Origin of the sequence: Cellulomonas fimi (assembly GCF_012952065.1) — a bacterium.
Lineage (GTDB): Bacteria > Actinomycetota > Actinomycetes > Actinomycetales > Cellulomonadaceae > Pengzhenrongella > Pengzhenrongella fimi_A.
Map to the genome: position 1 here is coordinate 178,101 of NZ_JABCJJ010000003.1, position 12,499 is coordinate 190,599.

The 12,499-nt window shown below is 73.2% G+C and carries 13 protein-coding genes; 2 read left to right on the plus strand and 11 right to left on the minus strand.

Going from position 1 to position 12,499, the window contains the following annotated elements; genetic code table 11:
- Positions 1-28: 28 nt before the first annotated feature.
- From HIR71_RS03590 to HIR71_RS03620, 7 genes are all read right to left on the minus strand, one after another.
- On the minus strand, positions 29-1,543 hold the full coding sequence (locus tag HIR71_RS03590; RefSeq protein ID WP_169323496.1) for an outer membrane protein assembly factor BamB family protein: 1,515 nt from the start codon (positions 1,541-1,543) through the stop codon (positions 29-31).
- A gap of 49 nt (positions 1,544-1,592) precedes the next feature.
- Positions 1,593-3,086, minus strand: a complete 1,494-nt coding sequence (locus HIR71_RS03595) for an alpha/beta hydrolase family protein (protein WP_169323498.1) — start codon at positions 3,084-3,086, stop codon at positions 1,593-1,595.
- A gap of 56 nt (positions 3,087-3,142) precedes the next feature.
- Positions 3,143-4,033, minus strand: coding sequence for a GTPase Era (gene era, locus HIR71_RS03600; RefSeq protein ID WP_169323499.1), 891 nt, complete (start codon positions 4,031-4,033; stop codon positions 3,143-3,145).
- On the minus strand, positions 4,030-5,316 hold the full coding sequence (locus tag HIR71_RS03605; RefSeq protein ID WP_169323502.1) for a hemolysin family protein: 1,287 nt from the start codon (positions 5,314-5,316) through the stop codon (positions 4,030-4,032). The genes era and HIR71_RS03605 overlap by 4 nt, the downstream gene beginning before the upstream one ends.
- A complete protein-coding gene (gene ybeY / locus HIR71_RS03610) occupies positions 5,313-5,765 on the minus strand; it encodes an rRNA maturation RNase YbeY (RefSeq protein WP_169323503.1) in 453 nt (150 codons plus the stop codon). Before ybeY ends, HIR71_RS03605 begins: the two co-directional genes overlap by 4 nt.
- Positions 5,762-6,832, minus strand: a complete 1,071-nt coding sequence (locus HIR71_RS03615) for a PhoH family protein (RefSeq protein WP_169323506.1) — start codon at positions 6,830-6,832, stop codon at positions 5,762-5,764. The genes ybeY and HIR71_RS03615 overlap by 4 nt, the downstream gene beginning before the upstream one ends.
- Before the next feature lie 126 nt (positions 6,833-6,958).
- Entirely contained in the window at positions 6,959-7,303 is a 345-nt protein-coding gene (locus HIR71_RS03620) for an HIT domain-containing protein (protein WP_169323508.1), read from the minus strand.
- Positions 7,304-7,659: 356 nt separating this feature from the next.
- On the opposite strand from HIR71_RS03620, the gene HIR71_RS03625 reads away from it, so the two are divergent.
- Both HIR71_RS03625 and HIR71_RS03630 read left to right on the plus strand, forming a co-directional pair.
- Positions 7,660-8,373: a ferric reductase-like transmembrane domain-containing protein gene (locus tag HIR71_RS03625; protein ID WP_169323510.1), complete on the plus strand. Its 714-nt coding sequence runs from the start codon at positions 7,660-7,662 to the stop codon at positions 8,371-8,373.
- A 4-nt stretch (positions 8,374-8,377) separates the two neighbouring features.
- Positions 8,378-9,076, plus strand: coding sequence for a ferredoxin--NADP reductase (locus HIR71_RS03630; protein ID WP_169323512.1), 699 nt, complete (start codon positions 8,378-8,380; stop codon positions 9,074-9,076).
- A 26-nt stretch (positions 9,077-9,102) separates the two neighbouring features.
- Here the strand turns inward: HIR71_RS03630 and HIR71_RS03635 are convergent, their stop codons facing one another.
- The 4 genes from HIR71_RS03635 to HIR71_RS03650 form a co-directional block, all read right to left on the minus strand.
- The gene (locus HIR71_RS03635; protein ID WP_169323515.1) at positions 9,103-9,942 is read right to left on the minus strand and encodes a 16S rRNA (uracil(1498)-N(3))-methyltransferase; all 840 of its coding nucleotides are present in this window, start codon (positions 9,940-9,942) and stop codon (positions 9,103-9,105) included.
- Between the two features lie 49 nt (positions 9,943-9,991).
- Positions 9,992-11,116 (minus strand): molecular chaperone DnaJ, encoded by a 1,125-nt coding sequence (gene dnaJ / locus HIR71_RS03640; protein ID WP_169323518.1) that lies wholly within the window; start codon positions 11,114-11,116, stop codon positions 9,992-9,994.
- A gap of 37 nt (positions 11,117-11,153) precedes the next feature.
- Positions 11,154-12,176, minus strand: a complete 1,023-nt coding sequence (gene hrcA, locus HIR71_RS03645; protein ID WP_169323519.1) for a heat-inducible transcriptional repressor HrcA — start codon at positions 12,174-12,176, stop codon at positions 11,154-11,156.
- Positions 12,177-12,313: 137 nt separating this feature from the next.
- Positions 12,314-12,487, minus strand: coding sequence for a DUF1059 domain-containing protein (locus tag HIR71_RS03650; protein ID WP_169323521.1), 174 nt, complete (start codon positions 12,485-12,487; stop codon positions 12,314-12,316).
- Positions 12,488-12,499 lie beyond the last annotated feature (12 nt).

Here is a 12,499-nt window from a genome sequence, read left to right on the forward strand (position 1 = left end):
AGAACCCGCATGATCGGCACTGTACACGTCACCCCAGCGCGACGAGGTCGCGGTCCGTCAGGGCGACCAGTCGGCCGTCGACGACCGTGAGGTGGTACGCGTCGGCGGGCAACGGCGTCGTCCAGCGCGTGCGGCCGTCCGCCGGGTCGAGCGCGGCGAGGACGGGGCCGAGGTCCGGATCGGTCATCGGGACCACGAGGACGCGACCGTCCGTGAGCACCTGGCTGGCCTGGGTGCCGGTCGGCGCGTCGACCGCCCACAGCTCGGCGCCGCTGCGCGCGTCGAGCGCCCGGAGCTCGCGGCCCCCGCCGAGGATCACGCGTCCGTCGAGCACCAGCACACCGCCGTCCAGGGTGGCGTCGGACTCCCAGACCTTCTCGCCGGTCGACGCGTCGAGCGCCACGATGCCGCTCCAGCTCGGCGAGCTGGTCAGGAGCAGTCCGCGCATCGAGCCGTCGTCGACCTGCGGCAGCAGGACCGGCCCGGGGATGGGGATGCTCTCGCTCCCGTCCGCCCGGGCGACCGTCCCGTACTCCTCGCGGCCCGTCCCGACCCCGCCGGACTCACCGACCGCGAAGCGGCCGTCCGGCAGCGCGGTCACCTCGAGCCGCCACCCACCGGCGACGGCACGGTCGCCGCCGCGCAGGTGCCACTCCGCGACGAGCTCGCCGTCCGGGTCGAACGCCCAGGTCACCGGGCCGTTGACGACGAGCACGTCGCCCTCGACCGAGGGGTACAGCGCGAGCGGCCCGGTGGTGCTGGGCGGCAGCGGCTCGTCGCCGGCGAACGACCAGGTGACGTCCCCGGTCACCGGGTCCTCCAGCGTGACCTGGGCGACGCGGTCCGCGCGCAGGGACGTCACCACGAGCCCGCCGCCGAACGCCGCGAGCAGCACCTGCTCACCGGGGAGCGCACGCTCCGCGACCCGCTCCCCCGTCCGTGCGTCCAGGACGACGAGGAGCGCCGGACCGTCCCACTGGTAGGTGCCGTCCTGCGCACGGAGCACCGCGGACCGGACGAGCCGGCACGCGACGTAGGGCGCGGCCGCGGCCGAGCCGTCGAGCGGGACGCACCACGCGTCGCCGGTCTCAGCGACCTCGTCGAGCGGGGCGGACCAGCGCTGCCGGCCGGTGACAGGGTCGAGCGCGACGACGCCGGTGCGCCCGCTGCCGTCACGACCCGCCAGCACCAGGCTGCCGGCGACGGTGTCGATCTGGCCCCAGCCGCGCAACGGCGCGCGCCACCGCTCGGCAAGCCCCGGGTCGAGCGGAGCGAGGACGCCGGGCACGACGGCGAGCCGGGCCGCACGCTCGCGTGCGCGCACCGCACCGACGAGCGACGTGACCACGAGCACGAGCACCAGGCCGGCCGCGACCGGCCACCAGCGGCGGAGCCGGCGGGCCGCGAGCGCGCGGCGGGGCGCCTGGGCCCCCTCCCGACTCGCGTCAGCCCGCCCGGCGGGCGCGGCGGACGCCGCGACCTCGGCTCCGTCGAGGTCGGTTACCTCGACCAGGACGACGTCCTGCATCTGGTCCCGCGCCATGAGCCGACGCTACTCGCGCGTTCTCCCCGTGGCGCGGGTGGCGCCTCGCTCAGATGCCGAGCTGGAACACGCCCCAGTACGCGAGCATCACGAGCAGGACCACGGAGCCGACGGAGACGAGCACGAGGCTCACTGTCGCGGCGGGCCCGTCGACGGCGGTCGCCTCCTCGTCCTTGCGCAGGTCGCCGACCCGGTTCACGAGCATCGCGGCCCCGACCACGGCGGCGACACCGAGCAGGCGCACACCGACCCACCCGCCTTGCACGACCCACGCATTCCGCTCGTAGTCGAGCGCGAGGCGGGCGACCGAGACGAGATACCAGACGAGCGCCACGACGGTGAGCAGGGACCCGAGCGCCAGGGCGAGCAGCGGGCCGCCCAGGCCCCGTGCGAGGCCGGTGCCCTCTCGGCGGGCGAACCTCGCGACCAGCAACACGACCGCGCCCACCACCACGGCCGCCGCTCCTCCCACGACGGTGTTCACCACCGTGTCGCCGTCGCCGAACCAGCGCGGCGTCGCGACCGGCTCGGCGAGGAAGGTCTGGTACGGCTGACCTCCGGCGATCCGCGGCGCGGCGTCGACGGTAGCCGGCAGGCCGTCGATCCAGCGTGCCAGGTCGCGCACGAGGTCGGCCGAGACGCGACCGTCGACCCTGAGCCCGTGGTCGGCGCCGGCGTAGTAGCGGACGGTCACCTGGTCGTTCCCACCCTCCGCGAGGTCGTCGATGATCCGACGCGCGCCCTGCACCAACGGCAACGAGGCGTCAGCGGTGCCGTACGCGACGAACACCGGCTGGGTCGTGCGCTTCTGGAAGGGTGTCACGACGAAGTCCGCGTACTCGAAGCCGCCACCAGGCAACGCCATGCCGACGGCCCGGGGGATCGCCCGGAACACACCGTCGGGCACGCCGGTGTTGCGCAGGTAGTTGTCTGCCGCGTAGGCCGCCTGCTGTCGTGGTGGCACGACGGGGGCGGACACCAGTGCGGCGAACGCCAGGGTCGGGTCCCGGGCCGTCATGACCGGGGCGATCCACGCCCCCTCGCTCTCGCCGTACACGCCCACCCGGTCCGGGTCGACGCCGTCGCGGCTGCGGAGCACGTCGACCGACCGCGCGTAGTCGGCCGCCATCGACTCGTAGTCGCGATGCCGCGTCGAGTAGGTGTCGAGGCGCTTGTTGGGCACCAACGTGACGATGCCCGCGCTCGCGAGATCGTGCGCCTGGACCCGGAACGCCCGCCGGAACTCACCCGTGCCGGCGCCGTGGACGAAGACCACTCCGGGCAGGTCGCCAGGGGCGTCCACCGGTCGGCTGATCTGCGCCTGCACCACCGCGCCGTCGAGCTGGACGTCGACGACCTCCGTCTCGACGCGGTAGGTCCCGACCGGCGTGCGGTCGACGGGACCGCCGATGACGGTGGACGACCTCTCCACGACCAGCGGGTCCGTGAGGGGCGACGGATCCCACTGCGGCCCGAGCACGGCGCCGAGCACCGCGAGCACGATGATGCCGACGGCGGTCGTCGCTGCGGTCCGGAAGAGCACCCGCAGATCTTAGGGCCCGGCACCGATCCCGGTGCGGACCCGGTCCGGCAGCCCGGTCAGAACCCGAGCCGGCCGAGCTGCTTGGGGTCGCGCTGCCAGTCCTTGGCGACCTTGACGTGCAGGTCGAGGAAGACACGGGTGCCGAGCAGCGCCTCGATGCCCCGGCGCGCCTCGCTGCCGACGTCGCGCAGACGGGCGCCCCCGCGCCCGATGACGATCGCCTTCTGGCTGTCCCGCTCGACGAACAGGTTGACGCGGACGTCCAGCATCGGCGTCGGGCCCTCGCGCGGCACGATCTCGTCGACCACGACCGCGAGCGAGTGGGGCAGCTCGTCGCGCACGCCCTCGAGTGCCGCCTCACGCACGAGCTCGGCGACCATCACGACCTCCGGCTCGTCGGTCAGCTCGCCGTCCGGGTAGAGCGCGGGACCCGGCGCGAGGTGTCCGACCAGGACGTCGGTCAGCACGTCGACCTGGTAGCCGTCCGTCGCCGACACCGGGACGATGTCCGCCCACTCGCCGAGCTCGGCGATGGCGAGCAGGTGCTCGGCGAGCCGGCCGCGACCGACGAGGTCCGCCTTGGTGGCGATCGCGACCACGGGCGACCGGAGCTCGGCGAGCTCGGCGGCGATGTAGCGGTCACCCGGTCCGATCTTCTGGTCGGCGGGCAGGCAGAACGCCACGACGTCGACCTCGGTGAGGGTGTCCCGGACGAGCGCGTTGAGGCGCTCGCCGAGCAGCGTGCGCGGGCGGTGCAGGCCCGGGGTGTCCACCAGCACGAGCTGGGCGTCCGGCCGGTGCACGATGCCGCGGATCGTGTGCCGCGTCGTCTGCGGTCGCCCCGACGTGATGGCGACCTTCTGCCCGACGAGCGCGTTCGTCAGGGTCGACTTGCCCGCGTTGGGCCGGCCGACGAGGCAGGCGAAGCCGGAACGGAAGTCGGTCATCGGGCTGCTCCATGGAGGTCGGGGTCGTGGTCGCCGGGCTCCGCCCGCTCGGGTTCGACGAGGGTCACGACGAGGGTCGCGAGCTGCTTGCGCCGGCCCTCCGCCCGGTCGGCGACCAGGTGGAGCCCGTGGATGTCTGCCGCCGACCCGGGCAGCGGCACCTTGCCGAGCGCCTTGGCGAGCAGGCCGCCCGCGGTGTCCACGTCGTCGTCGTCCACGTCGAGCTGGAACAGCTCGCCCAGCTCGTCGACCGGCAGGCGGGCCGGGACCCGGAACGACCCGTCGCCCAGGTCCTCGACCTGCGGCACGGAGCGGTCGTGCTCGTCGGTGAGCTCACCGACGATCTCCTCGAGGGCGTCCTCGATCGTGACGAGGCCCGCGATCCCCCCGTACTCGTCGACCGCGATCGCGATGTGCGACGACGTCGCCTGCATCTCGCGCAGGAGGTCGTCGACCGGCTTGGTCTCGGGCACGAACACGGCGGGGCGCAGGATCGTCGTCACCGGGTCGTCCTGGCTGTCCGGCGCATCCTGCATCCGCCGCACGAGGTCCTTGAGGAAGACGACGCCGCGCAGGTCGTCGACCGACTCCCCGACGACCGGCACCCGCGAGTACCCCGACCGCAGCAGGAGCCGCAGCGCCTTGCGCAGCGAGGTGCCGGCGCCCGCCGTGAGCATCTCCGTGCGCGGCACCATCACCTCGCGCGTCAACGTGTCGCCGAGCTCGAAGACGGACCGCAACATCTCGCGCTCCTCCTCCTCGATCCCCTCCGACTCGCTGACCCGGTCGACCATGTCCCTGAGCTCGTCCTCGTCGACCTCGCCCGTGCGGCCGGCAGCGGGAGCGAGCCGACCGAGGGGCAGCCGGGCGACCACCGAGAGCAGGCCGGAGAGCGCGACCAGGACCCGCAGCGGGTGCCTGTGACCGACGCCGCGTGGGCTGGCCCGGACCAGGAGCAGCGCGATCAGCGCCGTGAGCACGACGCTCAGCAGGAGGATCTGCCACCACAGCAGCGATCCCGTCGACGCGAGCGCGAGCGTGATGGAGGTCGTCGTCGTCATCTCGAACACGAGTCGGACGAACGACGCGGCCGCGGCGGTGCGGGCCGGCTCGGTCGTCAGGCGCCGGACGCGGGAGGCGTGCGGACGCGACTCGGTGACGAGCTCGCTCACGGCAGCCCTCGTCACGCGCAGGACGGCGACCTCGCCCGCGCTGAGGAGCGCTGCGAGCACCATGCAGGCTGCCGCCACGAGGACGAGCAGCGCGACGGGGGCGTCGATCATCGGCGCGCGAGGAACGTGAGGAGCAGCTGACGCTGCAGGGCGAACATCTCCTTCTCCTCGTCGGGCTCGGCGTGGTCGTAGCCGAGCAGGTGGAGGATGCCGTGCGTCGTGAGGAGCAGGAGCTCCTCGGTGGTCGAGTGCCCCGCGTCCCGCGCCTGGCGCGCGGCGACCTCGGGGCAGAGCACGACGTCGCCGAGCAGCCCGGCGGGCGTGACGTCGCCCTCCCGACCGGGCCGGAGCTCGTCCATCGGGAAGGACAGGACGTCGGTCGGTCCCGGCTCGTCCATCCACTGCACGTGCAGCTCGCTCATCACGTCGGTGCCGACGAGCAGGATCGACAGGTCCGTCTGCGGGTGCACGTGCATCGCGTCGAGGACGTGGCGCGCGAGCGCCGCGAACTCGGCCTCGTCGGTCGCGTACCCCGACTCGTTGTTGACCTCGACGCTCACCGGCCGGCCCCCGGGTCGGGCCGGCGGTCGCCGCGGCCACGGCCGCCCTGGCGTCCCGCGTGCTCCGGCAGGACGTCCCAGCGGGCGTAGGCGTCGATGATCTCGCTCACGAGGCGGTGGCGGACCACGTCGGCCGATCCGAGGCGGCAGAACATCACGTCGTCGACGTCGCCGAGGATCTCCTCGACCACGCGGAGCCCGGACGCGGTGCCGTGCGGCAGGTCGACCTGCGTGACGTCGCCGGTGACGACGACCTTCGAGCCGAAGCCGAGGCGCGTGAGGAACATCTTCATCTGCTCGGTCGAGGTGTTCTGGGCCTCGTCGAGGATGATGAACGAGTCGTTGAGCGTGCGCCCGCGCATGTAGGCGAGCGGCGCGACCTCGATCGTGCCGGCCTCCATGAGCCGCGGGATCGAGTCGGGGTCCACCATGTCGTGGAGCGCGTCGTAGAGCGGACGCAGGTACGGGTCGATCTTCTCGCTCAGGCTGCCGGGCAGGAAGCCCAGCTTCTCGCCGGCCTCGACCGCGGGGCGGGTCAGCACGATCCGGTTCACCTGCCGCGCCTGGAGCGCCTGGACGGCTTTCGCCATCGCGAGATAGGTCTTGCCCGTGCCCGCCGGACCGATCCCGAACGTCACCGTGTGGCGGTCGATCGCGTCGACGTACTCCTTCTGTCCGGCCGTCTTCGGCCGGATCGTCCGCCCCCGGCTGGACAGGATGTTGAACGTCAGGACGTCGGCGGGCCGGGCCCCGGTCGGGGCGGTCAGCATCGCCACGGAGCGGCTCACGACATCGGCCGTCAGCGGTGTGCCCGCGGAGGCGACGTCCGCCAGCTCGTCGACCAGGCGCGCCAGGAGGGCGACGTCGCCGGCCGGACCGGCCAGGGTGATCTCGTTGCCGCGCGCGTGCACGTCGACCGACGCGAACCCGGCCTCAATCGCCCGGAGCACCTCGTCACCGCGCCCCAGGAGCGCGACCATCGGGACCTCGGGCGGGATGGTGATCCGGTGCTCGACGCGTGCGCTCGACGTCTCGGGCGGGCGCCGCGCTGGTGTGGTCTCTGCCATGGGTCGGCCGGCAGGCCGTGAGCTCCTCAGTACGTCCGGGTGATCGGTCGGCAGGGTGCCGCCGACGATCACGTTCGCCGAGCGGCATGCTGCGCCGCCATCCTACCGAGCGGCACCGACAGCCGCTCAGGCGGGCGACCAGCCGAGCCGCGCACCCCCGAGCACGTGCCCGTGCACGTGGAAGACCGACTGGCCCGCCTCGGGCCCGGTGTTGAACACGAGCCGGAACTGACCGTCTCCCTCGGTCCCGGCGACCTGCTCGCCCAGCTTGACCACCGCCGCGAGGAGCCTCGGGTCCGCGGCCGCGAGCTGGGCGACGTCAGCGTGGTGCTCGCGCGGCACCACGAGGGCGTGCAGCGGGGCCCGAGGGTCGATGTCGCGGAACGCGACGGCGTCGTCGTTCTCGGCGAGGAGGTCGGCCGGGACCTCACCCGCGACGATCCGGCAGAACAGGCACTCGGCGGTCGACATGGCCCCAGGCTAGAGGAGGCCAGGGGTCCTCTCCAGGAGCTCGTCATGAGCTCGTCATGAGCTCATGACCCGGGCGGTGCGGTGTCGGCCCCAGGCAGAGGAACGAGCCCGCGACGCCGCGACCTGTCGTCGGGTCCAGGGGCCCGCCCGTCGTGTGTAGGCTCTGCGCGGCTGGTCCCACGGTGATCAGGCTGCCCTGCGACCGGACGGTGCGCCGTCGGTGGGACTTGTCGCTGGGACCTGTCGCTTGGACTTGTCGGTAGGACTTGCGGGTACGCGGTGCGTGCCTGTGCACACAGGACCGGGTAGGTGCGTCCTCTCGGCCCGACCTCACGCGGGAGAAGGGTGGCACGACGATGCTGCTGGGCATCAGGACCACGCGGGAGCTCCTCCTGCGCCATCTCCTCGTCGCCGGGTTGTCCGGTCTGGCCGTCTACGGGGGCTGGCAGGCGAATGCCGCGTGGGACCCGGAGATGCGGTGGTGGAAGTCGTACGGTGTCGGCGCCGCTGTGCTCATCTGGTTCGTCGCCCTGGTCGGACCGGCGGCGAGGCTCTGGCCGGCGTTGACCCCGCTGGTCCCCTGGCGCCGGGAGGCCGGGATCTGGTTCGCCCTCGTGTCGGTCGTGCACTTCGCACTCGTCTGGGACGGCTGGGCGCGCTGGGACGTCCGCGAGCTGCTCGGTTTCCAGTACGTCCCCGAGGTGGACGCCTACCTGCGCTTCGAGCCGGGTTTCGGGCTGGCGAACGTCATGGGACTGACAGCGCTGCTGCTCGCCCTCGTCCTGGCCGCGACCTCCTCCGACCGGGCCGTCAGCCTTCTCGGCATCTCGGCCTGGAAGTGGCTGCACAGCTTCTCGTACGTGATCTTCTACATCCTCACGCTGCACGCCTTGTACTTCGCGTTCATCCACTACACCCCCGCGCCGTACCGGATCCTCATGGGGATGCCGACGGACTACCCGGAGAACATCCTGCGATTCGGCTACGTGGTGATGCTGCTGTCGGTCCTGGGGGCGCAGGCCGGCGCGTTCGTGAAGACGGTCCACGAGCGGCGGACGGTCGGGAGGTGACGGCGTGCGGTTGCGACGGCGACGGATCTTCACCACGGTCCTGACGGACCGGAGGACAGTCGCCCAGGACACCCTGGAGGTGTCCTTGGCGCGCCCCCGAGACTTCGCGTTCGCCGCAGGGCAGCACCTCCAGGTCCGCGTGCCGACGTTGCTGCACGCGGACCGGAGGGGCCCGTCGCGCGTGTTCTCCATCGCCTCCTCGCCCTTCGACGAGCAGCACCTGCGGATCGCGTTCCGGGAGACCGGCAGCGGGTTCAAGCGGACGCTGCGCGCGCTGGAGATCGGGTCGGAGCTGCGGATCGAGGGGCCCCACGGCTTCTCCACGCTGCCACGCGACCCAGCCCGGCCCGTGGTCCTGGTCGCGGGGGGCATCGGGGTCACGCCGTACATGAGCATGCTGCGAGGGCTCCACGAGAGCCACGACGACGGCCCCCCGATCACCCTGCTCTACGGCAACCGGAGCTCCCGGACCGCCGCGTACGTCGACGAGCTCGACGACCTGGCGCGGAGCGAACCGCAGCTGACCCTGCGCAAGCACTCCGGCCTCATGGACGAGGCGGCCATCCGCAGGAGCGTCGAGGGCCGGGACTCCACGTGGTTCGTCTCCGGACCGCCCCCCATGGTGGACGGGGTCCGCAGCGCCCTGCACGTCCTCGGTGTCAGGGCCTCGCGCGTGCACGTCGAGGAGTTCCTCGGGTACTGACCGTCGCCACGGTGCGGCGCACGTCCTCAGCCCCAGCGTCCCATCCGCTGCGCGAGCACCGCGAGCGCCACCGGGCCCGCGGTCGACGTCCGCATGACGTGCGGTCCCAGCCGCACGGCCCGCGCCCCCGCGTCGGTCAGCGCCGTCAGCTCACGCTCGCTGATCCCGCCCTCGGGTCCGACGACGACGAGCAGCTCACGCATCACCGTCGGCCCCGCTGCCCCGCGGTCGCCCGCCCCTTCACCGTGCGACGCGGCGTCGGGCCCGGAGGCGTCAGGCTCCGCGAGGGGGAGCTCCGCCGTGGCGATCGGCTCGGTCGCCTCCCCGTGCAGCACGAGCACGGCGCCGCCGGCCGCGACGACGGCTTCGACGCGCGCCACGAGCCCCGTGCCGTCGACGGCCTCCCCGACCGGAGGGACCCAGGCACGACGCGCCTGCTTCGTCGCGGCGCGCACAATGCCGATCCACCGCGCACGGCTCTTGGCGGCGCGCTCTCCGCGCCAGACGACCACGGACCGCTCGGCCTGCCAGGGCACGATGGCATCCGCCCCCACCTCGGTCGACGCCTCGATCGCCAGCTCGTCGCGGTCCCCCTTGGCCAGTGCCTGGACCAGCACGAGGGCCACGGTGGGCGGCTGCTCCTCGATGCGCGCGTCCACGAGCAGCCGCACCTCCTCGCGCGACGCGGCCTCGATGGTCCCCACGAGGCGCACGCCCGCGCCGTCGACCACGTCGAGCCGCTCGCCCGCCGCGCGTCGCTGCACGACGCCCGCGTGCCGGGCCTCGGCTCCCTCGAGCAGGTAGACCGCACCGGCGTCGTAGCCCGCGAGCGACCCCGGTTCCGCGAGGAAGACGGGCGCGCTCATCGGGCAGAGCTCCACCGGGCCGGGACGCGCGCGGGTCCACCCGCCCCGCTCACCGGCCGGCGAGCTTGTCGCGGAGCTTCGAGAAGACGCCGCCCTGCAGGGCGCTCAGCCGCGACTCGGCGCGCTCCTCGCCCCGCAGCTCGGCGAGCCGGCGGAGCAGCTCCTCCTGCTCGTCGTCGAGCCCGGTCGGCACCTGGACGTCCACGTGGACCAGCAGGTCGCCCCGGCCGCCCACGTGCAGGTGCCCGACGCCGAGGTTCTTGAGCGTGAGGACCTGCCCCGGCTGCGTCCCGGGGCGCAGGTCGACCTCCTGCGGTCCGTCGAACGTGTCGAGGTCGACGACGGTGCCGAGAGCCGCGGCGGTCATCGGCACCTCGAGCGTGCAGTGCAGGTCGTCCCCGCGGCGGACGAACACGTCGTGCGGGCGCTCGCGGATCTCGACGTAGACGTCCCCCGCGGGACCGCCCGCCGGGCCGACCTCGCCCTGACCGGTCATCTTGATGCGGGTCCCGGTGTCGACACCCGCCGGCACCTCGACCGCGAGCGTCCGGCGCGAGCGGACCCGCCCCTCGCCGGAGCAGTCGGGGCAGGGGTCGGGGATCACCGTGCCGAAGCCGTGGCACGCGGGGCACGGCGAGGAGGTCATGACCTGACCGAGGAACGACCGCGCGACGCGCTGCACGACCCCGCGGCCGTTGCAGACGTCGCACGTGCGCGGCGACGTGCCGGGTCGGCAGCACGAGCCCTGGCAGGTGGTGCACACCACGGCCGTGTCGACCTGGAGCTCGCGCCGGGCGCCGAACACCGCCTCCGACAGCTCGAGGTCGAGCCGCACGAGCGCGTCCTGGCCGCGACGGGCCCGCGGGATCGGGCCGCGCTGCGCGCTCGCGCCCTGCGCCGCCCCGAAGAACGTCTCGAAGATGTCCTGGAAGCCGAACCCCCCGCCGGCGCCGCCACCGGGCGCCGTCGGGTCGTGGCCGAGGTCGTAGGCGCGCCGCTTCTCCGGGTTGGACAGCACCTCGTACGCGCGCGAGACGTCCTTGAAGCGGTCCTCCGCGCCGTCACCCGACGAGACGTCCGGGTGCAGCTCGCGAGCGAGCTTGCGGTACGCCTTCTTGATCTGGTCCGAGCTCGCGTCCCGGGACACCCCGAGGATCTGGTAGTAGTCGCTCACTGGTCGCTTTCCTGGTGCGTGGCGGGGTGGAGGCCGGTCATCCGGCGAGTATGCGGGACAGGTAGCGGGCCACGGCCCGCACCGCGGCGATCGTGCCGGGGTAGTCCATGCGGGTCGGTCCGAGGGAGCCGATGCGGGCGACGGCGTCACCGTCACCGCCGTAGCCCGTGGTCACGAAGCTCGTCTCGAGCAAGCCCTCGTGCTGGGTCTCGTGGCCGATGCGGACGGCCACCCCCATCGAGTCCTCGGCCATCTCGGTCAACAACCGCAGCAGCACCACCTGTTCCTCGAGCGCCTCGAGGACCGGGCTGAGCGTGTGCGGGAAGTCCATCGCGCCACCGCGCGCGAGGTTGGCCGTGCCCGCCAGCACGATGCGCTCCTCACGCTCCTGCGCGAGCGTCTCCTCGATCATCTGGATGACCGTGCGGACGAGCGGGCGGTCGACCGGCGCGAACGCCTCCGGCACGTCCTCGAGCGCGCTGATCAGCTCCACCAGGCGACGGCCCGTCGCGACCGCGTTGAGCCGCGCACGCAGCTCGGCGACCACGGCGTCGCTCGGCGTCTCGGCGACCTCGAGCGTGCGCTGCTCGACGCGACCGGTGTCCGTGATGATGACGACCAGCAGCCGCCGCTCGGCGACCGGGACGAGCTCGAGATGGCGCATCGCGGAGTGCCGCAGCGACGGGTACTGCACGACGGCGACCTGCTGGGTCAGCTGCGCGAGCAGGCGAACCGACCGGTCCACGACGTCGTCGAGGTCGGCCGCGTCCTCGAGGAACGACTCGATGGCGCGCTTCTCGGGGGCCGAGAGCGCCTTGACCGTGGAGAGCCGGTCGACGAAGAGGCGGTACCCCTTGTCCGTCGGCACGCGGCCCGCCGAGGTGTGGGGCTGCGCGATGTAGCCGGCCTCCTCGAGCGCCGCCATGTCGTTGCGGATCGTCGCCGGCGAGACGTTGAGGCCGTGGCGCTCGACGAGCACGCGCGAGCCGACCGGCTCCCGCGTCTGGACGTAGTCCTCGACGATGGCACGCAGCACGGCGAGCCTCCGGTCCTCGCTCATCGCCCTCCGTCCCCTCGCCCACGGTCCCTCGCACCGGATCAGCACTCGACGTGCCCGAGTGCCAATTCTACGACGTCCGTCGTCGGGACACCCCCCGCCGCCCGACGACGGGACCGCACCGGTGCGATCCCGGGGGATCAGCCCGCGGCCGTGATGTTCGCGCGGACGTTCGCCACGAGCGAGTCGGGGATCTCGGTGAGTCCGTGGTCGTGGAGCGCGTGCGGCACGACGGCCGCGAGGATCTCGTCCTCCGAGCCCTCCACCGCCCAGCTGCAACCGGGAACGACGTCACCGCAACGGAACTTCTTCATGGTGTCTCCTCC